Genomic DNA, 25,601 nt, shown 5'->3' with positions numbered 1-25,601 from the left:
GTGGATCATTTGTTTCTCGAAACTGCGGAAAATAAAAAAACCCCTCAGCCTGGCGGCTCTTCGAGGGGTTGCGCGTGACGGTACGTTACCAGTCGGGCTATTCAGCCACGCGCTTGGTAAGGACGACCACTGCATCTGCAGCGGCGCAACTGGCAACGTTTGCGATCATGCGTTCAGTTTTCCCTCTGGGCGAGATGCATGTCAACGGGGGTGGTGCACATCTCACCATATGGACATCATCGTCCACGTATTGATCCTTTAATGGAAGGATCCAACCGCAGCCCGACCGCTTCGGCGGAAGGGCTTAATAAGGGTGATGCCAAGGGGCCCCTTTTCTGAGTCGCTCAGCGCCTCAGAAAAGGGGAAGGGTTCACCCGCAGTAGGCGCCGGTGGAGGCGCTGTGGACGAGCTTGGCGTACTTGGCCAGCACACCCTTGGTGAACTTGGCCGGCAGCGGCTCCCAGCCGACCTTGCGGGACTCGAGCTCGGCCCCGTCGACCAGGAGGTCGAAGGAGCGTGCGCCGATGTCCACGCGGATCCGGTCGCCGTCCTTGACGAAGGCAATGGGTCCGCCGTCGGCCGCTTCCGGTGCAACGTGGCCGATGCACAGCCCGGTGGTTCCACCGGAGAAGCGTCCGTCAGTCAGGAGCAGGACATCCTTGCCGAGGCCGGCACCCTTGATGGCACCGGTGATGGCGAGCATTTCGCGCATGCCCGGGCCGCCTTTGGGGCCTTCGTAGCGGATAACGACGACGTCGCCGGCCTTGATCTTGCCCTTGTCGAGCGCATCCAGGGCACCCTGCTCACGCTCGAACACGCGGGCAGTACCCTCGAACACGTCTGCGTCGAAGCCGGCGCTCTTGACGACGGCGCCTTCCGGAGCCATCGAACCGTGCAGGATGGTGATGCCGCCGGTCTTGTGGATCGGGTTGTCCATGGCGCGCAGGATCTTGCCGTCCAAATCCGGCGGGTTGATCGCTGCGAGGTTTTCGGCGACGGTCTTGCCGGTGACGGTGAGGCAGTCACCGTGCAGCAGGCCGGCGTCCAGCAGTGCACGCATGATGACCGGTACGCCGCCGATTTTGTCGACGTCGGTCATCACGTAGCGGCCGAACGGCTTCAGGTCACCCAGGTGCGGGATCTTGTCGCCGATGCGGTTGAAGTCCTCGAGGTTCAGCTCGACTTCAGCTTCGCGGGCGATGGCCAGCAGGTGGAGGACAGCGTTTGTGGAACCGCCGAAGGCCATGGTGACGGCGATGGCGTTTTCGAACGCCTTCTTGGTCATGATGTCCCGGGCTGTGATGCCGAGGCGGAGCAGGTTGACCACTGCTTCGCCGGACTTGCGGGCAAATTCATCACGACGGCGGTCTGCCGAGGGCGGAGCTGCGGATCCCGGCAGTGACATGCCCAGCGCTTCGCCGATGCAGGCCATGGTGTTGGCCGTGTACATGCCGCCGCAGGCGCCTTCACCCGGGCATATGGCGCGCTCGATGCGGTCCAGGTCTCCGAGGCTCATCTTTCCCGCGGCGCAGGCGCCGACAGCCTCGAAGGCGTCAATGAGCGTGACTTCCTTCTCCGACCCGTCCTCGAGCTTGACCCAGCCCGGCATGATGGAGCCGGCGTAGAGGAACACGCTGGCCAGGTCCAGGCGGGCTGCAGCCATGAGCATGCCCGGCAGCGACTTGTCACAGCCGGCCAGCAGGACCGAGCCGTCTATGCGCTCAGCCTGCATTACGGTTTCCACGGAGTCGGCGATGACTTCGCGCGAGACCAGGGAGAAGTGCATCCCTTCGTGGCCCATCGAGATGCCGTCCGAAACGGAAATGGTGCCGAACTGCATGGGGAAACCACCGCCGGCGTGGACGCCTTCCTTGGCGCCCTGGGCAAGCCTGTTCAGCGACAGGTTGCAGGGTGTGATTTCATTCCAGGAACTTGCGACGCCGATCTGGGGCTTCGCGAAGTCGTCATCACCCATACCCACGGCACGGAACATGCCTCGCGCGGGAGCTGCGTGAATCCCGTCGGTGACGACCCGGCTGCGCGGCTTGATGTCAGGCTTGTTCTCAGTTGATGTTTCGCTGTCGGCACTCATGGGTCAAAGTCTATGACTCCGATCGGAATCGAACGACCAGGCGCCGCCGCAGAATCCCAACTTTGGGGAATAATTCGTTCAAATAGTGGACTTCCATCTCAAATATTGAGACGGCATGGATGCGGACTCTCCGACGGATGGGGCCTCGCCACGACACAAGGGCCAGTGACCGCCGTCGAATCAACAACCCCCGGCCGGTTGCAAACTCCAGCTCTGACCTGCGGCGACTTGGTGCGCTGACCTGCTGCGACCTAGACAGCCCCGTTCACGCCGACGTACCGTCAGAGAACGGCAACCATGCCATCTGGAATGAAGGGCCCTGTTATGGATTTTGTCTTCTGGATCATTGCGATTGTGCTGATTGTGGGCGTTGTGTGGTGGCTGCTGAACCGCAACAGCTCCGCCAACACCGGCGGCGCGGCCCCACGGACAGAGAGTGGCCGGGCAGAGGGCGGACTGGCCGGCGGCAGCGCGGCCGCCTCCGCTGACGCCGCCGGTACTGCCGGCCTCCCCAGCGCGGCGGGATTCGGCCGCCCCGCGGAACCGGTTCCCCCCACAACCGCGGACGACGAACCCGAACTCTCCGACTCCGCCAGGAAGGAAATGGCCGATGCCGGGCAGCAGACCGTCGCTCGGCCAGACGCCGCAGTCGCCCCGGCCGCTGCCGGGCACCGGACTGATGTCCAGCCGGAGGCCGCCGCCGAAGAGGGCATCCCTGCTGAAACGGCTGCGACGGCCGGCCAGTCTGCCGCCGCCTGGCACGAAGAATTGTCCGCCCACGAACCTGCAGCACCAGCGGACCCGCTGGTCCCGGAGCACCCCGTTGCCGCCGGGCCTGTGCCGTCCCACGACGCCGGGGCGCACATCGACTCCGCACGCTCGGAGCCGGGCGCCACCGAAGAGGCCGCGGGCCGGCCGGCAGAGGACGAATGGGAAACGCAGTGGTCAGAAGCCAGCGGGTCAGCCCCTGCGGCCAGCCACCGGCCCGCGGCAGACGTATCCAGCGGGAGCGCCGGCGCCACAGAACCCTACGGGGAACCCACCCAGGACACCGGCTACGTCCATCACACCGAGTACACCGACCCGCACTCCCCCACACTGCCCGGAGCAGAAACGGCCGCCGCAGAAGCAGCTACAGCCGAAACATCCACATCGGAAACAGCAACGCCCGATGCTTTCACTAGGGACTACCCCGCAGCCGACGGTCGGGGCCCGGCGCCCACGGAGATCGAGCCCCCGGAAGAAGCTATGGCGCCGCCCGCAGAACCTATGGCGGCACCATCGGAACCGATGGCGCCGACGGCGGAAGCTATCGGCCACCTGGCCGCGGACCAGCCCTACGGCGCCGGATCGGCGTCCCCCGGTCCGGGCGGCAGTGGCCCGGCCGATTTCGTGGTCAAGGGCGATGCACGCGCGATGGTCTACTACGAGGAAGGGCGCCCTGACTATGAGCAGACCACTGCAGATGTCTGGTTCGAATCGGCGGCCCACGCCGAGGCCGCCGGATTCCGGGCTCCCCGGAGAACCCGCCTTTAACCACACTGGGATGTTCGGCTGGCCCTTGCCAGCCCCAACGCGCCGCGCGGGCGCATTGGCGCTTTGCGTGGCGCTGTCGTTGTCCGGCTGCACCGGGAACGGAAACGACGCCCCAACCGGCATTATGACGGGCACGGGCCCCGGGACCGCGACGGCGGCACCGGGGACCGGAAATGCCGTTTCACCCGAGGTTCTGAAACGGCTTGATCTACAGCTCCATATTCCATGGGCCGCCGTATTTCTGCCGGACGGCACGGCCGTTATTTCCGAGCGCGAGTCGGCGCTGCTTAAGGTAGTCAAGGATGGCCGCGCAACCGCGATAGGCCAGGTCCCCGGCGTCATCCCGGCCGGCGAAGGCGGCCTGCTGGGGCTGGCACTGTCCCCCGGCTATTCAACGGACAACTACCTTTACCTATACTTCACCTCAGCCCAGGACAATCGCATTGCCCGGGTCAAGCTGGCAGAAGAGCCCGGCGGGGCCCTTTCGTTTGGCGAGCCTGAGGTTGTTTTTACCGGTATCCCCAAGGCTTCGACGCACAACGGCGGCCGGATCCGGTTTGGCCCGGACGGCTTCCTGTACGTGGGCACGGGTGACTCCCAGCGCCGGGACCAGCCGCAGGACCCGAATGCTCTGGGCGGGAAGATCTTGAGGCTGACAGCGGACGGCACGCCCGCACCCGGCAACCCCTTCGGCAACGCCACCTACAGCCTGGGCCACCGGAATGTCCAGGGTCTTGCGTGGGACGGCCAGGGCCGGCTCTGGGCGAGCGAATTCGGCCCGGATGTGAATGATGAGCTCAACCTGATCGTACCGGGCGGCAATTATGGCTGGCCTGTGGTCACAGGCGCGCCCCACCGCCAGGGCTATTGCGACGCGAAAGTGGTGTGGCCTTCGACGGCGGACTCCTCCCCCAGCGGCCTGGAAATTGTGGGCTCCACGGCCTTCGTCGGTGCCCTGCGGGGCGAGCGCCTCTGGACCGTTGCCCTCAGCGGCGAGGAAGCCCACGCGCCTGTGGCCCATTTCACACGCGAATATGGCCGGATCCGCGACGTCATCCGCACTCCCGAAGGCAGTTTATGGCTGCTCACCAACAACCAAAACCCTGATTTCGTGCTGGTTTTGGCCCCTCCGGCCTGAGCGGCAGGAGTTCCACGGCTGCGATTTCACATGGGCCGGAAGTTCGTGTAGAGTTTCATGTCGTTGCGGAGAACAACCGGGAAAGAAAAAGCCCCGGGGATCGCCGCACAGAGATGCACCTCTAGCTCAATTGGCAGAGCAATTGACTCTTAATCAATGGGTTCCGGGTTCAAGTCCCGGGGGGTGCACCAAGGGGAAAACAGCCTCTGGCAGGCGGAAACGCTGCCAGAGGCTGTCTTTGTTTAACATCCAGGACTTCAGGACCAAATAAATCCGGCACCACCGCCGCAGACACGCAGCTGTGATGCCGTGGGATATTCCGGAATCCAGTTTTAGCCGAGGGGGGCGCCGTCCACCAAGGCACGGGTAGCCGGCGATACGAACTGGCGGGCAAGCTCGCTGACAACAGCCTGAAGTTCCTGTCGCAGGAGATCGGGATCGATGGTTGCCGCGGCCAGCACCGAGCGCTCCATTTCCACAGCAGCAACTGCTGCTTCCCGGCCGCTGTCGGTGAGGGAAACCACCTGGCTGCGGCGGTCAGAGGTGCTGCGCACGCGGGCGATGTGTCCGTGCGACTCCAGCCGGGTCAGCGTCTTTCCCATGGTCTGGGCCTGGACCCGCACAAACTGGGCCAACTGGGCCTGGGTCATGGGGCCCTGGGCTGCGAGCACTTCGATGGCGATAACGCCGGCGTGTGTCAGGCCAATGGCGCTGAGTTTCTCGTTCCAGGAGTGTTCCACGAGGCGCGCCGCGGTGGACAATAAGCGCCCTGTGGGCCAGCGATCCATGTCAGGCATACATGCAAGTATAGCCAAGGCCCGGTTCGCACCCGTTCTGGATGCTTACTAGAGTGGTATTTCCCGCCTGCAACGAGGAGACCAACATTGGCTGACAAACTCTTGACCGGCGCCGTGGCGCCCGGTTTCACCCTGAAGGATTCGACCGGTCAGGACGTGAGCCTGGCCTCGGGCAGCGGCGCGAGCACCGTCGTCTATTTCTACCCCGCTGCTTCCACGCCCGGCTGCACCAAACAGGCGTGCGACTTCCGGGACAACCTGGCGTCGTTTAAGTCGGCCGGCTACCGCGTGCTGGGGATCTCGCCCGATTCCGTTCCAAAGCTTGCCGCCTTTGCCGCCGAGGAAGATCTCAGCTTCCCCGTGCTTTCAGACGAGGACCATGCCGTGGCGGAGGCCTATGGGGCCTGGGGTGCAAAGAAGAACTACGGACGGGCCTACGAAGGACTGATCCGTTCCACCATCGTGATTGATCCCGACGGCAAAGTGGCGTTGGCCCAGTACAACGTCCGGGCCACCGGGCACGTGGCAAAGCTGCGGCGCGACCTCAAACTGGACGCGTAGCACTGACGCGCCTCCAGGGGACGCAGGACCCAAGGCGGCAAGGACTGACAGGATCCTCCCCCGCCCGAGGCTACAATGGAACCTGGCATCCGCCGCCGTATGTTTTTTATTCCCGTCCAGTCAGCTGGCGGGGAGCGGAAATGACGCCGGACGCCAAAGCGCGAGTGGTGAAATTGGCAGACACGCAGGATTTAGGTTCCTGTGCCTTCGGGCGTGGGGGTTCAAGTCCCCCCTTGCGCACACAAACAGAGATCCCGGGCCCCACGGCCCGGGATCTCTGCCGTTAACCCAAAATCAGCGGCGCAAAAAAGTATTTTCAATCCACCCATCCATTTCGGCACTCCGCCCGAATACCCCATGAGACACCAGCCAAGGGCAGGTGCCCGATAGTCGGAAAAGCCACAAGCAGCGCCACGTCTGCAGCAGGCAAGAAATCGGCACAAACAAGGAGAACCGAAATGCAGTCATTCAAGCGCACATCCTTCACCGTCGCAGGCGTAGCTGCTGCAGCCCTGCTAAGCCTCACGGCTTGCGGTGGATCAGCAACAACAACCCCGAGCTCCTCCGCTCCCGCCGCCGCGCCGTCGGCCTCCAGTATGGCTCCGTCGCCGTCCGCCAGTGCAAAAACCATGGATCCCGCAGCGAACCTCGTGGGTCCGGGCTGCGCCGGCTACGCCGCAAAGGTCCCGACGGGTGCAGGTTCGGTGGCCGGCATGGCACTTGACCCGGTAGCAGTCGCGGCATCCAACAACCCCATCCTCACCACTCTCACGGCCGCCGTCTCCGGCAAGCTGAACCCGAAGGTTAACCTGGTGGACACTCTCAACGGAGCCGAATTCACGGTCTTCGCCCCGGTGGACGACGCGTTTGCCAAGCTCGATGCAGCCACCATTGAGACACTCAAGACCGACGACGCCCTCCTGAGCAAGATCCTGACCTACCACGTGGTTCCCGGCCAAATCACGCCTGACAAGATCGCCGGCACCCACGCCACCGTCCAAGGCGGCTCTGTCACGGTGACCGGCAGCAAGGATGCCCTCATGGTTGATGGCGCCAACGTCATCTGCGGCGGCGTGAAGACCAAAAACGCCACGGTCTACCTCATCGACTCGGTGCTGATGCCCAAGTAATCCAGCATCAAGGCGGCCCGTTCCGACAGGAACGGGCCGCTGTCATGTGCACACGACCCTCCGTGGGATAACAGGGAACCCCAAGGCTGGTCAATTAGACTGTGTCCCTGGCCCGCAGTCGGCGGTGCCGGCCAGGAACAGCCCAGAGGTGATACACGAGTGCCCAGCAGTACTTCGCGGCGAACGGTCATCAAGACCGGCGCCGTCTTTATGGCGTTAGGCCTGACCGCCTGTACCGGCACTCCCCCGCCGTCACCTTCGGCAACCTCCCCTTCAACGTCTCCTACCGGGTTGGAGCCCACCGAAACATTCACATTCGGTACAGCATCCCAGCCCCTGGGACTGGACCCGGCGCTCTCCAGCGACGTTGAAAGCTACCGGATTACCCGGCAGATCCTCGAAGGCCTCGTGGGCGTGGATCAGACCACCGGCAAACCCACCCCGCTACTGGCAACGGAGTGGACCGAATCCAACGAAGGCCGCAGCTACACCTTCAAGCTCCGCAGCGGCGTCACGTTCCAGGACGGCACACCGTTTGACGCAGATGCCGTGTGCCACAACTTCAACCGCTGGTTCGCTTTCTCCGCTGACCTCCGGGCCAAGGCGCCGGGGATTTCCTTCAAGAGCGTGTTCAAGGCGCATTCCGACGACGCCGCCCTGTCCATTTTCAAGAGCTGCACCACGCTATCCCCTGATACCGTCCGGATCGACCTCACCCAGCCTTTCACCGCGTTCCTCCAGGCACTCACCATGCCGGCCTTTGCCATTGCTTCGCCCGCAGCCCTGGCCGCAGGCACCGCGGATGTCCTGAACCAGACACGGCACAGCAACTCCGTCTCCGCCTTCGCCACCAACCCAGTGGGAACCGGACCCTTCAGCCTGGCGGCCTGGGACGAAACCACCGTCCGCCTGCTCAGCCACAAGGACTACTGGGGTGACCGAGGACAGATCGCCAGCATCAATTTCGTCACGTACGACCACCCCCAGACGCGGCTCCAGGCCCTCCTCGACGGCAGGATCGACGGATACGACGCCGTCACGGTAGGCAACTTCGATCAGCTCGTCAAACGGGGGATGCAGATTGTCCAGCGCGACCCGTTCTCGGTCATGTACCTGGGGATCAACCAGGAAGTCCCGATCCTGCAGAACCTCAAGATCCGCCAAGCCCTTGAGCTGGCGATCGACAAAGACACCCTGATCCGGAAGTTCTTCATCGACAACACGGCGAAGGCCACACAATTCGTCCCGCCCAAGATCAGCGGCTTCAACAACGTAGCCCCAGCGTTGGGCCACGATCCGGTTAAAGCGAAGGCCTACCTTGCCGAGGCGGGCTACATGGGGGAAGAACTCAAGTTCTACTACCCGCTCAACGCCACCCGCCCGTACCTCCCCACGCCGGAGAAGATCTACGCAGAGCTCAGCCGGCAACTGACCGCCGTCGGGTTTAACATCAAGCCTGTCCCCGTCAACTGGTCTGACGGCTACCTCCAGAAAGTCCAGTCCCGCGGCGAGCATGCGCTGCACCTGCTCGGCTGGAACGGCGCCTACTCTGACGCCGAAAACTTTGTGGGACCCCTGTTCGGCGAAAAGAACGGTGAGTTCGGCTACCAGGACCCGCAGGTCTTCTCCAAGATCAACCGGGCCCGCGGCCTGCCCGCCGGAAGGGAACGTGACGAGCAGTACCACACCATCAACACCCAGATCGCTGCCACGGTCCCGGCCGTTCCCATCGCCTTCCCCATCTCGGCCCTTGCATTGTCCGACCGTGTCAGCAGCTACCCGGCGTCCCCGGTGCTGAGTGAAGTTTTCACCAAGGTCGTGTTAAGGCCTTGACGGGAGGGACCAATTTCAGTTAGTGGGCCGTGCGGGGATATTCTTTGACAGCCAGAGCCGCTGCTATCGGAGACTGATTGTGACCTTCATATCAAAGACCCAACATGCCGACGTCGTACTGATTGGCGGCGGCATCATGAGCGCCACCCTTGGGGCGTTCATCAAGCAGCTCGAGCCGAACTGGACCATTTCCCTGTTCGAACGCCTTGACCAGCCGGGGCTGGAAAGCTCCGATCCCTGGAACAACGCCGGAACAGGCCACGCCGCGCTGTGCGAGCTCAACTACTCCCCTGCGGCCAAAGACGGCTCGGTGAACCCTGCCAAGGCCCTGCTGATCAACGAACAGTTCCAGCTGTCGCGGCAGTTCTGGTCGCATTTGGTTCAACAGCAGCTGATCGGCTCGCCGAAGGGCTTCATCAACACCGTCCCGCACATGAGTTTTGTGATCGGTGACAACAACTCCAAGTTCCTCAAGACCCGCTACGAAGCGCTCAAGTCCCACACGCTGTTCCACAGCATGGAGTACTCCGAGGACCACGCGCAGATCGCCAAGTGGGCGCCGCTGATCGTCAAGGGCCGCGACCCGAAGCAGCCCATCGCCGCCACGCGCGCAGCGGAAGGCACCGACGTCGACTTTGGGGCACTGACCCGTGAGCTGACCACGTACCTCGGGAACAACGGCGTCGAAGTAAACTACGGCCACGACGTGACCGGCATTTCAAAGGCGTCCGACGGCGGCTGGGACCTCTCGCTGAAGCATCCGACTTCCGGGGAACGCGGCACGATCCACGCCAAGTTTGTATTTGTCGGTGCCGGCGGCGGCGCGCTTCACCTCCTCCAGGCTTCCGGGATCCCGGAGAGTAAGGGCTACGGCGGGTTCCCCGTGTCCGGCCAGTTCTTCCGCTGCACCGACGAGGCTCTCGCGGCACAGCACAGCGCCAAGGTCTATGGCCAGGCCTCCGTAGGCGCCCCGCCCATGTCCGTGCCGCACCTGGACACCCGTTACGTGAACGGCAAGCGCTCCCTCCTGTTCGGCCCTTACGCCGGCTTCTCCACCAACTTCCTGAAGAACGGCTCGTACCTGGACCTGCCGCTGTCCATCCGTCCCAGCAACATCATTCCGATGCTTGCCGTTGCCAAGGACAACATGGACCTGACGGCCTACCTCGTCAAAGAGGTGGCCAAGCGCCATGGCGACAAAGTTGAGGCGCTCCGCGAGTACTACCCCGAGGCCAAGGACGGCGACTGGGAACTGATCGCTGCCGGCCAACGTGTACAGATCATCAAGAAGGATCCGAAGAAGGGCGGGGTGTTGCAGTTCGGGACTGAAGTCATCGCCGGCCGCGACGGCTCGATCGGCGCCCTCCTCGGTGCCTCGCCCGGGGCCTCCACAGCGGTGCCGATCATGATCGAACTACTGCAAAGGGCGTTCCCCAAGGACTTCAAGGGCTGGCAGGGCAAGCTCAAGGATATGATGCCCGGTTACGGCGTGAAGCTCGACGACAACCCGGGCCTGGCTGCCGAGCTCGAAGCCGCAACCGCCAAGGCACTCCGGCTGGAAAACGTTCCCGCCAACAACTGACGCATCGCCGGCCCTGGCGGGCAGGTCCGGTCCCAGCACTCCGACAACCCCTCAGGAGACCACGCGATGTTCCGGCTGGCACAACTTTCATTGGCAAACCGGGCGCTGATCGCGCTGATCACCGTCTTCGCATCGGTGTTCGGCGTGATCACCATGTCATCGCTGAAGCAGGAACTCATTCCCTCCATCGAGTTCCCGCAGATCACCGTGCTGACTGCCATGCCCGGCGCCTCGCCGGAAGTTGTGGACAAGCAGGTCAGCGCGCCGCTGGAGACAGCCCTGAACGGGGTTGAGGGTCTGAAGTCCACGTCTTCGACGTCGCGCAACGGCACCTCTCAGATCACCATGGTCTTCGCCTACGGGACGAACCTTGACCGTGCCCGAAACCAGATCGACCGGGCCATCTCCAACGCCAAGCGTTCCCTGCCGGCGGATGTGCAGCCGCAGGCTTTCGCCGGGAGCATCAGCGACTTCCCCATCGTGTTCCTCGCCGTGTCCTCGGACAGGCCGCTCAGCGAACTGAACGCGGACCTTCAGCGACTGTCTGTTCCCCGGCTCCAGAAGATCGACGGCGTCCGCGGCGCCGATGTGACCGGCGGGCCCACCCAGCACATCGAGGTCCTCCCGCGGCCGGAAGCGATGGCTGCCAGCGGCGCCACCATCGAATCCATCCGGAACACGCTGGGCAACAACGGCGCGCTGATCCCGGCCGGCACGATCGAGGAACAGGGCAAGACCCTGTCCCTGCAGATCGGCAGCCCGGTGGACTCCCTCGATACCATCAAGTCGCTGCCGTTGGGCGGGGCAGCCAAGGGTGCCACGATCGGTTCAGTGGCGGACGTCAGCCTGCAGGACAATGAACGCACCTCCATCACCCGGACCAACGGCGAGGAAACGCTGGCGGTGTCGGTCACCAAGAAGCCCGAGGGCGACACTGTGGGCATCTCCCACGCCGTGAACGATTCGCTGGACGAGCTCGAGGCGGAACTGGGGTCCAACGCTAAGTTCACCGCCGTGTTTGACCAGGCGCCCTTCATCGAAAAGTCCATCAAGGACCTCACCACAGAGGGGCTCCTCGGGCTGGGCTTTGCCGTCGCCGTCATCCTGGTGTTCCTGATGTCCGCCCGCTCCACCCTGGTGACAGCGGTGTCCATTCCGCTCTCGCTCCTGGTGACCTTCATCGGTCTTTCGGCGACGGGCTACTCGCTGAACATCCTGACCCTTGGCGGGCTCACCATCGCGATTGGGCGCGTGGTGGACGACTCGATTGTGGTAATCGAGAACATCAAACGCCACCTCAGCTACGGTGAGGAGAAAGTCGCCGCCATCCTCACCGCCATCCGGGAAGTGGCCGGCGCCATCACCGCTTCGACGCTGACCACCGTGGCGGTCTTCCTCCCCATCGCCTTTGTGGGCGAGCTGGCCGGCGAACTGTTCCGCCCCTTCGCACTGACGGTCACCATGGCGCTGCTGGCATCCCTGCTGGTTTCGTTGACCATTGTCCCGGTCCTCGCCTACTGGTTCCTCAAGAGTCCGGCCGTCGCCGCGCCCGGATCTGCCGCTGCCCGCGAAGCGGCTGCCGCCGCCCGGGCCAAGGCACACGAGTCCGAACAGAAGAGTCCGCTCCAACGCGCGTACCTGCCGATTCTCAGCAAGACCCAGAAGCATCCGGTGTGGACCCTCGTCGCCGCCTTGCTGGTCCTCGGCGGCACGGGCGCCATGACGCCACTGCTGGCCACCAACCTCCTCGGCGATTCCGGCCAGAACAGCATGACCGTCCGCCAGGTGATGCCGGCGGGGACAAGCCTGGCCGACACCAGCTCGGCCGCGGTAAGGCTTGAGGAAGTCCTCCGCGGCATCGAGGGCGTCAAGAATGTCCAGGTGACCTCCGGCAACGCCCAGGCGGGCTTTGCCGCCCTGACCTCCTCCGGCTCCTCCAACTCCACGTTCACCGTGGTGACCGACGAGAAAGTGAACCAGGCCAAGCTCCAGGAAACCGTACGAACGGATCTGGGCAACATGCCCGGTTCCGGGAAGGTCACTGTCGGCTCCCAGCAGGGCGGCTTCGGGACGTCCTCCACCGTGGACATCACCATCAAGGCAGCAAGCTCCGAGGACCTCCGCACAGCCAGCGACGCCATGGTGGGCGCCATGACCGGCGTGCCGGAAACCAGTGAAGTGGCAACCAACCTAGCGGGCCGCCAGCCGGTGGTCCAGGTCAAGGTGGACCGGGACAAGACCGCCGCCGCAGGACTCAACGAGAAACAGGTGGCCGGTGTCCTGGCTGCCACGATCAGCCCCATTCCGGCCGGGACAGTCCGGATCGACACCAACGACTTCCCCGTCCAGATCGGCAAAGGAACCCGGTTCACCAGCATCGATGCGGTGCGCAGTATCGCTTTGCCGGCTGCGGCCAGACCGGTGACCCTGGGCAGCATCGCCACCGTGGAGCAGGTGGAAGTGCCAGTATCCATCACCGCCAGCAACGGCCAGCGGACCGCGAAAGTGTCAGTCACGCCGTCGGGCTCCAACCTTGGCGCGGTGAACACTGAGGTGCAGAAACGCCTCACGGAAGTCACCCTCCCCGCGGGAGTCACCGCGGAAATCGGCGGTGCCACCACCCAGCAGGCAGAATCCTTCCAGCAGCTGGGCCTTGCCCTCCTCGCGGCCATCGCTATTGTCTACGTCATCATGGTGGCAACCTTCAAGTCCCTGATTCAGCCCCTGATCCTGCTGGTCTCCGTCCCGTTTGCGGCCACCGGGGCCGTTGCCCTGTTGCTGGCCACCGGCGTTCCCCTCGGCCTGCCGTCCCTGATCGGCATGCTGATGCTCGTGGGAATCGTGGTCACCAACGCGATTGTGCTCATCGACCTCATCAACCAATACCGGCAGCCCCGCAACGGCCTGCCGGGGATGAGGGTGGCGGACGCCATCACGCATGGCGCGAGGCAGCGGCTCCGCCCCATTCTGATGACCGCCCTGGCCACCGTATTCGCCCTGACGCCCATGGCGCTGGGCCTGACCGGGGGCGGCGGCTTCATCTCCCAGCCGCTGGCAGTGGTGGTGATCGGCGGCCTGGTTTCCTCCACCGCCCTGACGCTGGTGCTGGTACCCGTGCTGTACCGGCTTGTGGAGGGGCGGCGGGAACGCAAAGCGCTGCTCCGTGCCATGCAGGGGCGCCCGGAGTTTGCGGCCGCGAACGACGTCGACGCCGAGTTCAGCGACTGGACTACCGGTGCGATTCCCAAAGTAAGCGGCCGCCGCGCGGGGCCTGGCGAGCCCGAGTAGCGTCCTGGAATATTCTCGCCCGCGAGGCGTTTTACCCTGCGATACATGCAAATGCATGAAAATCAGCTATAGTAGGAGCCACCCCAGAGAAGTCCAGGATCGGAAGGCCCACCATGCAGATCGGCGTATTCAGCGTCAGCGACATCACCACTGACCCCACCACCGGCCGGACGCCCACGGAGAATGAACGCATCAAGGCGTCCGTAGCGATCGCCAAGAAGGTCGAAGAAATCGGCATGGATGTCTACGCCATCGGCGAGCACCACAACCGCCCATTCTTCTCCTCCTCCCCCACCACCACCCTCTCGTATATCGCCGCGCAGACTGAGCGGATCACCCTCTCGACGGCAACCACGTTGATCACCACCAACGATCCCGTCAAGATCGCCGAAGATTTCGCCATGCTGCAGCACCTGGCCGACGGCCGTGTGGATTTGGTACTTGGCCGCGGCAATACGACTCCTGTGTATCCCTGGTTCGGCAAGAACATCCATGACGGCGTGGAACTGGCCATTGAGAACTACAGCCTGCTGCGCCGGCTGTGGGACGAGGACACTGTCAACTGGTCCGGCAAGTTCCGCACCCCGCTGCAGAACTTCACCTCCACTCCCCGGCCGCTCGACGGCGTTGCCCCCTTCGTGTGGCACGGTTCCATCCGCACGCCGCAGATCGCCGAAGTGGCCGCGTACTACGGCGACGGCTTCTTTGCGAACAACATCTTCTGGCCCAAGGAGCACTACCAGCAGCTGATCAGCCTTTACCGTGAGCGCTACGAGCACTACGGCCACGGAAAAGCGGACCAGGCCATCGTGGGCCTCGGCGGTCAATTCTTCATGCGCAAGAACTCCCAGGATGCCGTCAAGGAATTTCGGCCCTACTTCGACAACGCTCCCGTTTACGGCCACGGCCCGTCGCTGGAGGACTTCACGTCACAGACGCCCCTCACCGTGGGCAGCCCGCAGGAAGTCATCGAAAAGACCCTGGCGTTCCGCGAGTACTTCGGCGACTACCAGCGCCAGCTGTTCCTGATCGATCACGCGGGCATGCCGCTGAAGACTGTCCTGGAGCAGCTCGATCTGTTCGGCGAGGAAGTCCTCCCGGTCCTGCGGAAGGAGTACGCCGCGCTGAAGCCTGCCCACGTGCCGGATCCTCCCACCCACGCTGGCCGCGTTGCTGCCCTCATGGCATCCCGGGCCAGCGACAAAGCTTCTTCGGAGGCGTGATGGCTGGCGAAGATAAGGAGGCTCGGAGCCGGCTGGCGGCGGAAACCTGGGAATCCTTGTTCCGGGCCCAGGTTGCGGTCATGCGGAAACTCCAGGCAGGCAAGGCCTTCAAGAATGTGGCCATCACCGAGTACGACGTCCTGTTCACGCTCTCCCGGTGCACGTCCGGCTGGCTGCGGCTCAACGAACTCAATGACCACGTCCTGCTGAGCCAGTCGAGCCTGAGCCGGCTGGTCGAGCGGCTCGAAAAGCGCGGACTCGTGGTCCGGCAGCCCGCCCCGGACGACGGCCGTGGTGTGCTCCTAAAGCTGACCGAGCAAGGCGCCGCGCTCCAGAAGGAGATCGGCCGTGAGCACGTACGGGACATCTCCAGCCTGGTGGGGCCCGCACTGACAGCTGCCGAGCAAAAGGAGCTGCAGCGGCTGACTGACAAGCTCCGCAATGCCGTGAGCGCCCGGCCCGGAAAGTGACTGGCCGCAGGGCTGCAGAGCAAAGCTAGCCCAGGACCACCAGCCGGGCAGGATCCTCGGACGGCAGCGTGCCGTTAACCACAGCGGTGACGCGAAGCTCGTTGAGGGTCAGGCGGCCGCCCACGGTGGACAGGAACGCGGTGTCGGCCGAGTCCCGGCCGGCCGTAATCCGCAGCATCGACTCCCGCGGGGCCAGCCCCGTGGGGTCGATGACATGCCATGCACCATTGACGTGGGCCTCTGCTACGGCGTGGAAATCCATCGGCGACAGCCCCGGCGCGTAGACGGCGCTCAGCCGTGCCGGGATGTCCTTTGAGCGGAGGAGCGCGATGGCCAGATGCGCGAAGTCCCGGCACACGCCACGACGGTGCAGGAGCGTCTCCACGGCACCGTCCGTGCCCCGGGAGGAACCACTGATGTACCTCAACTCGCCGTAGACCCAGCTCCGCACGGCCTGGAGCAGTTCCACACCGTGCAGGCCGCCAAATTCGGCGTAGGCGGTGGGAAGGAGCCTGTCGGATTCGGCGTAGCGGCTCGGGCGGACATAGCGGATGAGGTCCGCCAGTGTGACCTCCTCAGGTACTGCCTTGCCCGCCACAGTCGCAGAGTACTCCACTGTCACTTCGGCGGGCTCGGCGAACTCCATATAGTGGAGGCGGCCACCGTGATGGTCGGCAAGTTCACGCACCGGAACCGGATCCCCGCCGGCCGTGACTGTCAAAGATTCTTCAAACGATGTGTAGCCGGAATTTTTGGCTACGGCGATGGCCAAGGCTGCCTTGGTGTCGGCCACGTTCCTAAAAACCATGCGTGCGGCAACAGTGCGTTCCATGTCTCTCCGGGGTGTGAGGTAGTGGCAGAACAGCCGCCCTGGCCCGGCGTGGGATGGAGCCGGCGGCGGACTAGTTTTTGATCTCCAGAGACATTAGCATCCGCTGCACGTTCGCGAAGTCCGAGCTCTCGTCAACGTACTTTGCCGCCTGGTCCAGGGTGTCAAACGCCCTGGCCGGGGCCACCTTTTCGTCCGCAGCGAATACTTTCAGGACCCCGACGTCCCCGAACGAGTAGTCCCCTTTGCCGGCGGGCCCGCGGACCACGTTGCGCAGCTCGCAGGCCTGTCCGTCCGATCCGCCCACAATGTTGGTGATGCCGTACGAACCGAAGTACCGGTAGCCCTGGATCACACGGAACACAGCATGCGGCGCGATGGTACCTTCGCCCATCAGTCCGGGAAGCTTCACCGGCACGCTGCTGATGACGAGGTAGGGCTTTTTCCCGGCGTCCGGGCAGACGGACTCCGACGGCGGCAGGCCCGTCCGCAGTGCAGCCACAAACGTGCCGTCCTGCTTTTTCACCTCGATCTTCAGCGCACCCGGCAGCGTCCCCTCCCCGGGGGTGACGGACTGGGCGATCCATTCTTCGGGCAGGTCAAAACCGACTGTCTTCCCGGGGTCGGTAAAGGTTTTCCAGGCTGATGCTGTCGCGGCCGGCCCGGAAGTTGTGGAGGGCGATCCACTAGGCGTAGCCGCGGGACCCGACGCCGGTGCGCTGGCGCCGGACGTGGGCGCGCCGGTGCCGGTGGAAGTGCCGGGCTCCGCAGTCCACGCAGTGCCGCTGCCGCCAGGGGCACTGCTGCACCCGGCCACCAGGGCGCCCGCCATCAGAAGCGCCGCGGTCCGCAGTCCCCAGGATGTCGCCGTGCTTGTCATGCAGCCAGCCTAGCTGCGGACGGCGGCGCGGCGGGGGCCGGCGCCGCGTGTCGCCGTCGGAGGTTCCCCCCGGCCAAGGGTTAGGCTGGGGGCTATGTCGGAAGATGAGCAGGGTGTGGACCACGGGAGCCTGGCGGACATCTCCGCCCTCGACATAGCCGACTGGCGGCTGCGGACGTTTGCCCTGTATGACACCGTCCGGAAAATTGCGGCGGAAAGTCCGGAGGAAGCCCACTCCCATTGGCGGCACGAACGTGACCGCATGTTTGCAACGCATCCGGCCTCAGCGCTCACCGCACAGGACAAGGCCCAGTTCTCCGGCCTGAAGACTGCCGACTACGACCCCATCTACCGGTTCTACGTGCCACTCACCCTTGAGGGTGCGGGCCGGGAGAAGAGCGTGGAGACAGCCACCGACGGGGTGGTGCACCTCGTCCGGCTGGGCACGTTCGACCTTCCCGAAATGGGGCAGCTCGGCGTCTGGAAACTGAAAGGCTATGGGGGCGGGATCTTTGTGCCGTTCCGGGACGCCACGGCGGGGAAACCCGGCGGAACGTACGGTGCCGGCAGATACCTCCTGGACACCATCAAGGGTGCATTCCATGGCGTCCATGGCTCCGGGCCCGGCGCGGAGTACGTGCTGGATTTCAACTTCGCCTACAACCCGTCGTGCGCCTACAACGAGGCCTGGGCCTGCCCGCTCCCGGGCCCGTCCAACCGGCTGGCTGTGGAAATCCCGGTGGGCGAGCTTTACTGAACGGGTTCCGCCGGGCGGTCTGCCTGCCTGCCGGCACCGTCGAGGACGTAGGATGTCATCATGACCGCCAGCGCTCCCCGCCGCATTGCCCGAGTCCGCCCGCTCTCCGCCGCAGCTCCCGGTGAACACTTCTTCGTCGCCAACAATGCCCTGGACTTCGACTCCGTGGCCGGCCGTTACTGGACCGTTGTTGATTCCCCGTTGGCGGCATCCCGCGCCAATACCAACAGCCGGGCACGGGCCGGCTGGGAGACCGGTGCCACCGTGGCACAGGATTCCTTCACCTTCCTGGCGCCGTCGGTCCCGGTCAATGTCCTGGGCATGGCCCACAACACCGGGCAGCCAGGCCGCGATCTTCCGCCGCAGGCGTTCCACAAGGCCGCGTCCAGCGTGATCGGCCCGGGCGACGCCATCGAACTGAGCTCCACCGTGGGGTACGTCGACCCGGAAGCCGAACTGACCGTCGTTATCGGACGCACGGTGCGCGGCCTGACGCTGGAAACCGCCCGGGGCGCCATCCTCGGATTCACCATCGGCAACGACGTCTCCGCCCGCGACCTGCAGAAGTCGGACGAACTGTGGATCAGCGCCAAGAGCCAGGACACCTTCACACCGCTTGGCCCCTGGATTGTCACCGGCCTCGACGACTCCAGCCTCTCCATCGGCATCGTCCTCAACGGCACCGCACTGAAGCCCGCGTCCAGCTCGGATCTTGGCTGGAAGGTGGACGAAATCCTGGTCTACCTCAGCTCCTTTATGACGCTCCACGCCGGCGACATCATCCTCACCGGTTTCCCGGCCGAATGCGCACGCATCCACCCCGGTGACACTGTGGTGTGCCGCGTGGAGGGGATCGGCGAACTCAGCAATCCGGTCAAGGCTGCGTCCTGGGAGGAAACCCCGGCCTGATATGTCAGGCTTGACCCATGGAATCGTCTGCTGCGCCCGCCGCCCAGCTGGCGCAGCAGCACACCCGCGGCGCCCCGGCCACCAAACATTACCGCGGCATCTTCAGGTTTCCCGTAGTGCGTCAACTCCTCCGCTTCACCGGAGTGGGCCTGATTTGCACGGCAACCTCTCTGGCGCTTTACGCCCTGCTCCGCCAGTGGATCGACCCACAGCTCGCCAACGCCGCGGCCCTGATCGTCACGTCAGTGATGAACACCGCACTGAACCGCCGGCTGACCTTTAAAATCACGTCCACCAGGAAGAGGACGCAGGACCACCTCAATGGGTTGATGGTGCTCGCCATCGCCCTGGTCATCACCGGCGGCAGCCTGGGGATCCTGCACTGGGTCCACCCTGCAGCCACCGTGTCCGATGAGCTCTGGACCACCACACTGTCCGGTTTCCTCGCCACGGCTGTCCGCTTCACGCTGCTGCGGCATTGGATCTTCCGCCGCGCCCGCCACATTTAGGCCACTCCCCCACCTTGGGTTAGTTGCGGCCGAGGGTGCGGACGCTTCCGACGGCGGTGCCCACGGCTTCGGCGGCCGCGGCCAGGTCAGCGGCGCTGACGGTGGACTCGAAGCTGAACCGCACCGCTGTCTGGGCCACTTCCGCCGGGAAGCCGAGCGCCGTCAGGACCGGCGACGGCGCGTCGGAGCCCGCGGCGCATGCTGAGCCGCTCGAACACACCACGCCCTGCCGCTCCAGCCCCAGGAGGACCGATTCCCCGCTGGTTCCGGGGAAGCAGAAGGACGCCACGGACGGGAGCCGCTCCGTGGGGTGGCCGGTCAGGACAGCACCGGGAACGGCGTCGAGGACGTTCCGGATGAAACCGTCCCGGAGCGCCGACACATGTTCTGCGGTCTGCAGCTGCGCGGATTGTGCCAGAGTCAGGGCGGTGGCGAGACCCACAGCACCGGCCACATTCTCAGTCCCGGACCGCCTGCCCCGCTCCTGGCCCCCGCCGTGCAGCAGCGGTTCAATGCGGGTCCGGCCGCGGACGTACAGCACACCGCAGCCTTTCGGAGCCCCCAGCTTGTGGCCGGACATGCTGAGGGCATCAACACCCAGTGCTTTGACATCCAGTGGAAGCCAGCCAGCGGCCTGGACCGCATCCGTATGGAACGGGATGCCTTGGGCACGTGCCAGCTCGGCCAGTTCCGCCACCGGCTGGATGGTACCCACTTCGTTGTTCGCATACATGATGCTCACCAGCGCCGTCTCCGGCCGGAGCACGGCGGCGAGCGCCGCGGGCGTCACCAGCCCGGTGCTGTCCACGGGCACAACGTCCACGGCGAACCCATGGAACCGCGCCAGGTATCGCGCGGATTCCTCGACGGCTGGGTGTTCGACGGCGCTGATCACCACCCGATTGCGCGCAGTGTCCGCCGCCTGCCGGGCCAGGGCGATGCCCTTAACAGCCAGGTTGTCCGCTTCCGTGCCGCCCGAGGTGAAGGTGACCTCCCCGCTCCTGCAGCCCAGTACCTTGGCGACCGCACTCCGGGCGTCCGCGAGTGCAGCGGCAGCGGCCTCGCCGAGGGTGTGATGGCTCGAGGGGTTGCCGAATTCACCGGTCAGGTAGGGCCACATCGCATCCAGGACCTCGCGGCGGACAGGCGTGGTGGCGGCGGCGTCGAGGAAGATCATGGCCGTTTCAGCCTGCCCTCAGTTCGACGTCCAGGCCAAGGTCCAGAGCGGCAACCGTATGGGTGAGCCCCCCGATCGCGATGACGTCCACTCCCGCGGCGGCGATGGCCGCCACGGTGCCCAGGTTAACATTGCCGCTGGCTTCGACAATCGCCCGCCCGGCCACCTGTTTCACGCCGGCGCGCAGGTCCTCAAGGGAAAAGTTGTCCAGCATGATGGTGTCCACGCCCGCGGCGAGGACCGGTTCGATCTGGTCGGCGCTGTCCACTTCCACCTCAAAGTGGGTGGTGTGCCCCAGCTGGGCTTTCGCGGCGGCCAGCAGGGCGGTGAGCCTGGCCGGCTCTCCCCCTGTCATCACGGCGAGGTGGTTGTCCTTGGCCAGGACGGCGTCGGACAGGCTGTAGCGGTGGTTCGCTCCCCCGCCGCAGCGCACGGCATACCGCTCCAGCACCCGCAGGCCCGGGGTGGTCTTGCGCGTATCAGTGATGCGGGCCTTGGTGCCGTCGACAAGTCGGACGAATTCGGCCGTCTTCGTGGCGATGGCGCTCATGCGCTGGACCAGGTTCAGCCCCACCCGTTCGGCGAGCAGCACTGAGCGGGCACTGCCCGTGACGCGCGCAAGGTGCGTCCCGGCGTCGAACGATTCTCCATCGGCAAGCAGCAACTCCACTTCGGTGTCCGGGTCCACGAGCTTCATGGCGTCACGGAACACGGTCCCGCCGCTGAGCACACCGGACACCCGGGCGTTGAGCACCGCGGTGGCACGGGCGTCAGCCGGGATCAGCAACTGCGAGGTGATATCGCCGTTGGGCGCGTCCTCGGCAAAGGCACGTTCCAGGATGTCCCGGACGGGTGCTGCGGGGAGGGTCAGGCTAGTCATTGACGAGGCTCGCTTTCCGGCTCATGGTGTAACGCTGGTCAAAAGGTTCGACGGCGGTAGCGGCCGCCCTGCTGTCGCTGCGGTAATGCGCGCCAAGGGATTCCCGCCGCTCCCGGGCGGCATGCACCAACAGCTGCGCAGCCAGCAAAAGACTGGCATCCTCATGCTCCTCCACATCAAAGGAGTCAGGCACGTTCAGAGGATTCTCAACGCCGGCCCAGGCCGCCAAATCCGCGCCGGCCTCCCGCAACAGCCCGCCAGTACGGAGGACGCCTGCCTTCGCAGTCATCAACCGACGAAGAGCCCCCCGCGAAAACGGCCCGGGATCCGCACAGGACACCTCAACAGGCCCAGGAGCCGGGTCAAGCTCAAACTCCCAGGCGATGTCGGCGGGGGCTTCAGTAAGTGCACCCAAGGTGACGGGTCTGCCGTCGACACCTCTCAACGGGAGCGATGCATCGTCGCCCGAGGGTGTTCCGGAAGCGGGCGTCAAGGGGAGGCCGCCCGCGGCCGTGGACCCACACGATCCGGGTTCCCTGGCCGAGCTTGCGAGGTTAGGGAGATCGTGGGGAGCGAGCGGAGGAACAGCGTCGGGCGACACCCAACCAGCGCCGTCGCTTAAGAAAGCAGCAACAGCCCGGCGCCCGAAGACAAGGCCTTCGAGGAGCGAGTTGCTGGCAAGGCGATTAGCCCCCTGCACCCCGGTACAGGCGACTTCCCCAGCAGCCAGCAGCCCGGGGACAGAGGTCCGGCCGTGGAGGTCCGTGACAACGCCGCCCATCCAGTAGTGGGCCGCAGGAGCCACGGGAACGGGTTCACGGGTCCAGTCGATGCCGGCGTCGCGGGTGCGTGCGCTGATGGTGGGGAATCGCTTGGCGAGGAAACCTTTGCCCCTGCCGGCCTCGATCACACGTGCGTCGAGGAACACGTGGCCGTTGGGGTCGCCGAGGGCCGCGAGGTGCAGGGCGATGCTCCGGGAGACGACGTCCCGGGGCGCTAGTTCGGCGTCGGGGTGGTAGGCGGGCATAAAACGCTCACCTAGGGCGTCCACCAGGATGGCGCCTTCGCCGCGGACAGCTTCGGAGATCAGGAGCGGCTCTGTTCCGTTACCGCCAGCTTCGGCTTCGCGGGCGCCGCCGGGACGGACCATGCAGGTGGGGTGGAACTGGAAGAATTCGAGGTCCGCCACGGCGGCGCCCGCCCGCCAGGCCAGGGCGAGGCCGTCTGCGGTGGCCACGGCGGGGTTGGTGGTCTGGGCAAACAGCTGTCCTGCTCCCCCGGTGGCCAGGAGGACGGCGTCGCCGTGGACTCCCAGTTCCCGCCCGTCGTGGAGGAAGTTGACCCCGGACACGCGGCCTCCGCTCTGCAACAGGGACGTCACCAAGGCGTTCCCGATCACCTGGATTGTTCCAGCTGCCTGGACGTCCTGTACGGCGCGGATAAGAGCTTTCGCCACACGGGCGCCGGTGGCGTCGCCGCCGGCGTGCAGGATCCGTGGCGCGGAGTGGGCGGCTTCGAGACCCAAGGCGGGATCGCCGTCGTGGTCCGGATCAAAACGCACGCCGAAGCGCTGCAGCCCGGCAATGTCGAAGCGGGCCTCGGTGCAGAGTACCCGGACGGCGTCCTGGTGGCAGTGCCCGCCCCCGGCCTTCAGCGTGTCCGCGATGTGGGCGGCCACGGTGTCCCCAGGCGCGGGCTCGTCCAGGACGGCGGAAATGCCGCCCTGGGCGAAGTAGGTGTTGCTGTCCGCGAGCGCCCCCTTGGTCAGCAGCACCACTTGGGCACCCGCTTCGGCGGCGAGCAGCGCGGAGTACAGTCCCGCAATGCCGCTCCCGACGACGATCAGCCGCCGGGGTGCCGTACCACCGGCTGGGTTCGCTGCGCTCATGTGGGGCTCGTTTCCTCCGGTACTACAGCTACTACAGTGGACGCGCCGCGAGCATGCGCTCGAGCGCGGTTTTGGCGTGGTCCTGCACGGATTCATCCACGCTGATGCGGTTGACGATCCGGCCCTCGACGAGTTCCTCCAGGACCCAGGCGAGGTAGCCGGGGTGGATCCGGTACATCGTGGAGCACGGGCAGATGACCGGGTCCAGGCAGAAGATGGTGTGCTGCGGGTATTCGGCCGCGAGCCGGTTGACCATGTTGACCTCGGTGCCGATCGCGAACGTAGTGGGATCGGTGGCCGCCGCGATGGCCTTCTTGATGAAGTCGGTGGAACCGGCCGAATCGGCAGCATCCACCACCTCCATGGGGCATTCGGGGTGCACGATCACGTTCACGCCGGGGAACTCGGCACGGGCCTTTTCGATCTGACCGACGTTGAAGCGTTTGTGAACCGAGCAGAAGCCGTGCCACAGGATGACGCGGGAATCGAGCAGCGCCTGTTCGTCGTTGCCGCCGAGTTCCTTGCGCGGGTTCCACATGGGCATCTGTTCCAGCGGCACGCCCATGGCCTTGGCGGTGTTGCGGCCCAGGTGCTGGTCGGGGAAGAACAGGACCCGCTGGCCCCGCTCGAAGGCCCATTCCAGGACCAGCCGTGCGTTGGATGAGGTGCAGACGATGCCGCCGTTACGCCCGCAGAAAGCCTTCAGGGCAGCGGAGGAGTTCATGTAGGTGACCGGGATGACCGGGACGCGGCCGTCGTCGTCCTTCTCCGAACCGAAGATCTCCTCGAGCTGTTCCCAGCATTCCTCCACGGAGTCGGTGTCTGCCATGTCCGCCATGGAGCAGCCGGCGGCGAGGTTGGGCAGGATGACTGCCTGGTCCGGCGTCGAGAGGATATCGGCAGTCTCAGCCATGAAGTGCACGCCGCAGAAGATGATGGCCTCGGCGTCAGGCCTGGTGAGGGCGGCGTTGGCCAGCTGGAAGGAGTCGCCCACGAAGTCGGCGTACTGGATGACCTCATCGCGCTGGTAGAAGTGGCCCAGGACCACTGCCCGGTCGCCCAGCTTGTCCTTGGCCGCGCGGATGCGCACATCGAGTTCAGCATCGCAGGCGAGCTTGTACTCTTCCGGCAGCTGGCCCTGCCGGGGGGTGGCTGCGGGCGCGACGTCCGAACTGGAGGCGCCGGGCCCGTACGCCGGGGCACCGGCGAGCGCCTCGGCGAGGTCGTACTCCCACGGGCCCTTGGCCAGGGCCGGGCTGCAGGTGGCAGTTGCTTTGCCTGCAGCCGCGGTCCGTGCCGCGGCGCCTGCCGCGCTTTCGGCCTGTTCGCGCGTGATCAGCTGGATTGCTGTGTTGACGCTGCTCATGGTGTGCTCCTGTTGTCGGGGTCGAGGCCGGGGCGGCCGGTGAAGCGGTAGAGGCGTGGTGGGCGGTGTCTGCCGCCTTGGAGGTATTCGCCGGTGTCCTCGATCTCCGGCGTGGATTTCAGCTGGCGCCGGAAGTTGGCCGGATCCAGCCTGGTGTCCAGGACGGCTTCGTACACCTCACGGACCTGGGCAAGCGTGAAGTACTCCCCCAGGAAGTGATAGGCCACGGAGCCATAGGCCAGCTTGTTCCGCAGCCGCCACAGGGCGTAGTCCACGATGGCGTTGTGATCGAAGGCCAGCTCACCCACCTTGTCTGCCCGGAACCACTTCACGTTTTCCGATTCGTCGGCCAGTGCCGCTTCGGTGGGTTGGACCAGGGCCCAGTAGACGATCGATACGACGCGCTGGGTGGGCGAGCGGTGCAGGCCGCCAAAAGCGTAGAGCTGCTCCACATAGCTCGGGGCCAGGCCGGTGGTCTCCCGAAGGTTGCGCGAGGCCGCGTCCTGCAGGGATTCCGTGTGGGTCAGTGGTCCGCCGGGAAGTGCCCAGAGGTCCTTGTACGGCTCACGGATTCTGCGGACCAGGGGAATCCAAAGCGTGGGGCGGCCCGAGGATTCACTTGGCCGGAGGGCAAAGATGACGGTGGAGATGGCAAGCGAGGGTGCGGCCGTGGCCCGCTCCGACACATTTGCTGAACTGCTGAACATGGCGACTCACCCGCCTCCTGTTGCTCCGTGGTCTCTGTGCCGCATTGCA

Annotated in this window: 21 protein-coding genes and 2 tRNA genes; 14 read left to right on the top strand and 9 right to left on the bottom strand. The window is 65.3% G+C overall.

Annotation, left to right across the window (positions count from 1 at the left end; genetic code table 11):
• Positions 1-370 precede the first annotated feature (370 nt).
• Entirely contained in the window at positions 371-2,092 is a 1,722-nt protein-coding gene (ilvD, locus tag ABIB45_RS01385; protein WP_354214113.1) for a dihydroxy-acid dehydratase, read from the bottom strand.
• 324 nt (positions 2,093-2,416) lie between these two features.
• Between ilvD and ABIB45_RS01380 the strand changes: the two genes are divergently transcribed.
• From ABIB45_RS01380 to ABIB45_RS01370, 3 genes are all read left to right on the top strand, one after another.
• Positions 2,417-3,628 (top strand): sunset domain-containing protein, encoded by a 1,212-nt coding sequence (locus tag ABIB45_RS01380; protein ID WP_354214111.1) that lies wholly within the window; start codon positions 2,417-2,419, stop codon positions 3,626-3,628.
• A 10-nt stretch (positions 3,629-3,638) separates the two neighbouring features.
• A complete protein-coding gene (locus tag ABIB45_RS01375) occupies positions 3,639-4,766 on the top strand; it encodes a PQQ-dependent sugar dehydrogenase (protein WP_354214109.1) in 1,128 nt (375 codons plus the stop codon).
• 115 nt (positions 4,767-4,881) lie between these two features.
• A tRNA-Lys gene (locus tag ABIB45_RS01370) sits at positions 4,882-4,957 on the top strand.
• A gap of 141 nt (positions 4,958-5,098) precedes the next feature.
• On the opposite strand, the gene ABIB45_RS01365 is transcribed toward ABIB45_RS01370, so the two are convergent.
• The gene (locus tag ABIB45_RS01365) at positions 5,099-5,554 is read right to left on the bottom strand and encodes a MarR family winged helix-turn-helix transcriptional regulator (RefSeq protein WP_354214414.1); all 456 of its coding nucleotides are present in this window, start codon (positions 5,552-5,554) and stop codon (positions 5,099-5,101) included.
• A 96-nt stretch (positions 5,555-5,650) separates the two neighbouring features.
• Between ABIB45_RS01365 and bcp the strand changes: the two genes are divergently transcribed.
• From bcp to ABIB45_RS01325, 8 genes are all read left to right on the top strand, one after another.
• Complete coding sequence (bcp, locus tag ABIB45_RS01360; protein WP_354214107.1) at positions 5,651-6,124, top strand: thioredoxin-dependent thiol peroxidase; 474 nt, start codon at positions 5,651-5,653, stop codon at positions 6,122-6,124.
• Between the two features lie 158 nt (positions 6,125-6,282).
• Positions 6,283-6,364 (top strand) — tRNA-Leu (locus ABIB45_RS01355).
• 218 nt (positions 6,365-6,582) lie between these two features.
• Positions 6,583-7,254, top strand: coding sequence for a fasciclin domain-containing protein (locus ABIB45_RS01350; RefSeq protein WP_354214105.1), 672 nt, complete (start codon positions 6,583-6,585; stop codon positions 7,252-7,254).
• A 159-nt stretch (positions 7,255-7,413) separates the two neighbouring features.
• Positions 7,414-9,087: an ABC transporter substrate-binding protein gene (locus tag ABIB45_RS01345; protein ID WP_502909083.1), complete on the top strand. Its 1,674-nt coding sequence runs from the start codon at positions 7,414-7,416 to the stop codon at positions 9,085-9,087.
• A gap of 79 nt (positions 9,088-9,166) precedes the next feature.
• Positions 9,167-10,669: a malate:quinone oxidoreductase gene (locus ABIB45_RS01340; RefSeq protein WP_354214104.1), complete on the top strand. Its 1,503-nt coding sequence runs from the start codon at positions 9,167-9,169 to the stop codon at positions 10,667-10,669.
• A 66-nt stretch (positions 10,670-10,735) separates the two neighbouring features.
• Positions 10,736-13,957 carry an efflux RND transporter permease subunit gene (locus tag ABIB45_RS01335; protein ID WP_354214102.1) on the top strand — a complete coding sequence of 1,074 codons (3,222 nt, stop codon included), beginning with the start codon at positions 10,736-10,738 and terminating at the stop codon, positions 13,955-13,957.
• Positions 13,958-14,070: 113 nt separating this feature from the next.
• Positions 14,071-15,180, top strand: coding sequence for an LLM class flavin-dependent oxidoreductase (locus ABIB45_RS01330; protein WP_354214100.1), 1,110 nt, complete (start codon positions 14,071-14,073; stop codon positions 15,178-15,180).
• Positions 15,180-15,650 carry a MarR family winged helix-turn-helix transcriptional regulator gene (locus ABIB45_RS01325; protein ID WP_354214099.1) on the top strand — a complete coding sequence of 157 codons (471 nt, stop codon included), beginning with the start codon at positions 15,180-15,182 and terminating at the stop codon, positions 15,648-15,650. Before ABIB45_RS01330 ends, ABIB45_RS01325 begins: the two co-directional genes overlap by 1 nt.
• A gap of 25 nt (positions 15,651-15,675) precedes the next feature.
• On the opposite strand, the gene ABIB45_RS01320 is transcribed toward ABIB45_RS01325, so the two are convergent.
• Positions 15,676-16,482 carry a transglutaminase-like domain-containing protein gene (locus ABIB45_RS01320; RefSeq protein ID WP_354214097.1) on the bottom strand — a complete coding sequence of 269 codons (807 nt, stop codon included), beginning with the start codon at positions 16,480-16,482 and terminating at the stop codon, positions 15,676-15,678.
• 70 nt (positions 16,483-16,552) lie between these two features.
• The gene (locus tag ABIB45_RS01315; protein WP_354214096.1) at positions 16,553-17,359 is read right to left on the bottom strand and encodes a hypothetical protein; all 807 of its coding nucleotides are present in this window, start codon (positions 17,357-17,359) and stop codon (positions 16,553-16,555) included.
• 94 nt (positions 17,360-17,453) lie between these two features.
• Here ABIB45_RS01315 and ABIB45_RS01310 point away from each other — a divergent pair, with 94 nt between their 5' ends.
• From ABIB45_RS01310 to ABIB45_RS01300, 3 genes are read left to right on the top strand one after another with little or no spacing between them, the layout of a single operon-like run.
• The gene (locus tag ABIB45_RS01310; RefSeq protein WP_354214094.1) at positions 17,454-18,116 is read left to right on the top strand and encodes a DUF1684 domain-containing protein; all 663 of its coding nucleotides are present in this window, start codon (positions 17,454-17,456) and stop codon (positions 18,114-18,116) included.
• A 60-nt stretch (positions 18,117-18,176) separates the two neighbouring features.
• Positions 18,177-19,025, top strand: coding sequence for a fumarylacetoacetate hydrolase family protein (locus ABIB45_RS01305; protein WP_354214092.1), 849 nt, complete (start codon positions 18,177-18,179; stop codon positions 19,023-19,025).
• Between the two features lie 17 nt (positions 19,026-19,042).
• The gene (locus ABIB45_RS01300; protein WP_354214091.1) at positions 19,043-19,534 is read left to right on the top strand and encodes a GtrA family protein; all 492 of its coding nucleotides are present in this window, start codon (positions 19,043-19,045) and stop codon (positions 19,532-19,534) included.
• 19 nt (positions 19,535-19,553) lie between these two features.
• On the opposite strand, the gene ABIB45_RS01295 is transcribed toward ABIB45_RS01300, so the two are convergent.
• Genes ABIB45_RS01295 through ABIB45_RS01275 form a run of 5 tightly spaced genes read right to left on the bottom strand, consistent with a single transcriptional unit; the run spans position 19,554 to position 25,552 of the window.
• Positions 19,554-20,711 carry a cysteine desulfurase family protein gene (locus tag ABIB45_RS01295; RefSeq protein WP_354214090.1) on the bottom strand — a complete coding sequence of 386 codons (1,158 nt, stop codon included), beginning with the start codon at positions 20,709-20,711 and terminating at the stop codon, positions 19,554-19,556.
• Between the two features lie 7 nt (positions 20,712-20,718).
• A complete protein-coding gene (gene nadC, locus ABIB45_RS01290; protein ID WP_354214089.1) occupies positions 20,719-21,591 on the bottom strand; it encodes a carboxylating nicotinate-nucleotide diphosphorylase in 873 nt (290 codons plus the stop codon).
• Positions 21,584-23,479 (bottom strand): L-aspartate oxidase, encoded by a 1,896-nt coding sequence (locus ABIB45_RS01285; protein WP_354214087.1) that lies wholly within the window; start codon positions 23,477-23,479, stop codon positions 21,584-21,586. The genes nadC and ABIB45_RS01285 overlap by 8 nt, the downstream gene beginning before the upstream one ends.
• A gap of 31 nt (positions 23,480-23,510) precedes the next feature.
• On the bottom strand, positions 23,511-24,845 hold the full coding sequence (gene nadA / locus ABIB45_RS01280) for a quinolinate synthase NadA (protein ID WP_354214086.1): 1,335 nt from the start codon (positions 24,843-24,845) through the stop codon (positions 23,511-23,513).
• Complete coding sequence (locus ABIB45_RS01275; protein ID WP_354214085.1) at positions 24,842-25,552, bottom strand: NUDIX hydrolase; 711 nt, start codon at positions 25,550-25,552, stop codon at positions 24,842-24,844. Before ABIB45_RS01275 ends, nadA begins: the two co-directional genes overlap by 4 nt.
• Positions 25,553-25,601: the final 49 nt, after the last annotated feature.

Origin of the sequence: Arthrobacter sp. UYCo732 (genome assembly GCF_040547265.1) — a bacterium.
Taxonomy (GTDB): domain Bacteria; phylum Actinomycetota; class Actinomycetes; order Actinomycetales; family Micrococcaceae; genus Arthrobacter.
The sequence above is the reverse complement of the archived record's forward strand: the minus strand, read 5'-3'. Positions and strand labels throughout refer to the sequence as shown.

What these genes read in the sequence shown, in the direction of transcription:
- nadA (WP_354214086.1), bottom strand. Translation starts at nt 24,845, where the DNA reads ATGAGCAGCGTCAACACAGCAATCCAGCTGATCACGCGCGAACAGGCC.
- ABIB45_RS01285 (WP_354214087.1), bottom strand. Translation starts at nt 23,479, where the DNA reads ATGAGCGCAGCGAACCCAGCCGGTGGTACGGCACCCCGGCGGCTGATC.
- ABIB45_RS01380 (WP_354214111.1), top strand. Translation starts at nt 2,417, where the DNA reads ATGGATTTTGTCTTCTGGATCATTGCGATTGTGCTGATTGTGGGCGTT.
- ABIB45_RS01315 (WP_354214096.1), bottom strand. Translation starts at nt 17,359, where the DNA reads ATGACAAGCACGGCGACATCCTGGGGACTGCGGACCGCGGCGCTTCTG.
- ABIB45_RS01335 (WP_354214102.1), top strand. Translation starts at nt 10,736, where the DNA reads ATGTTCCGGCTGGCACAACTTTCATTGGCAAACCGGGCGCTGATCGCG.
- nadC (WP_354214089.1), bottom strand. Translation starts at nt 21,591, where the DNA reads ATGACTAGCCTGACCCTCCCCGCAGCACCCGTCCGGGACATCCTGGAA.
- ABIB45_RS01330 (WP_354214100.1), top strand. Translation starts at nt 14,071, where the DNA reads ATGCAGATCGGCGTATTCAGCGTCAGCGACATCACCACTGACCCCACC.
- ABIB45_RS01350 (WP_354214105.1), top strand. Translation starts at nt 6,583, where the DNA reads ATGCAGTCATTCAAGCGCACATCCTTCACCGTCGCAGGCGTAGCTGCT.
- ABIB45_RS01365 (WP_354214414.1), bottom strand. Translation starts at nt 5,554, where the DNA reads ATGGATCGCTGGCCCACAGGGCGCTTATTGTCCACCGCGGCGCGCCTC.
- ABIB45_RS01305 (WP_354214092.1), top strand. Translation starts at nt 18,177, where the DNA reads ATGACCGCCAGCGCTCCCCGCCGCATTGCCCGAGTCCGCCCGCTCTCC.
- ABIB45_RS01320 (WP_354214097.1), bottom strand. Translation starts at nt 16,482, where the DNA reads ATGGAACGCACTGTTGCCGCACGCATGGTTTTTAGGAACGTGGCCGAC.
- ABIB45_RS01275 (WP_354214085.1), bottom strand. Translation starts at nt 25,552, where the DNA reads ATGTTCAGCAGTTCAGCAAATGTGTCGGAGCGGGCCACGGCCGCACCC.
- ABIB45_RS01310 (WP_354214094.1), top strand. Translation starts at nt 17,454, where the DNA reads ATGTCGGAAGATGAGCAGGGTGTGGACCACGGGAGCCTGGCGGACATC.
- ABIB45_RS01325 (WP_354214099.1), top strand. Translation starts at nt 15,180, where the DNA reads ATGGCTGGCGAAGATAAGGAGGCTCGGAGCCGGCTGGCGGCGGAAACC.
- ilvD (WP_354214113.1), bottom strand. Translation starts at nt 2,092, where the DNA reads ATGAGTGCCGACAGCGAAACATCAACTGAGAACAAGCCTGACATCAAG.
- ABIB45_RS01300 (WP_354214091.1), top strand. Translation starts at nt 19,043, where the DNA reads ATGGAATCGTCTGCTGCGCCCGCCGCCCAGCTGGCGCAGCAGCACACC.
- ABIB45_RS01375 (WP_354214109.1), top strand. Translation starts at nt 3,639, where the DNA reads ATGTTCGGCTGGCCCTTGCCAGCCCCAACGCGCCGCGCGGGCGCATTG.
- ABIB45_RS01295 (WP_354214090.1), bottom strand. Translation starts at nt 20,711, where the DNA reads ATGATCTTCCTCGACGCCGCCGCCACCACGCCTGTCCGCCGCGAGGTC.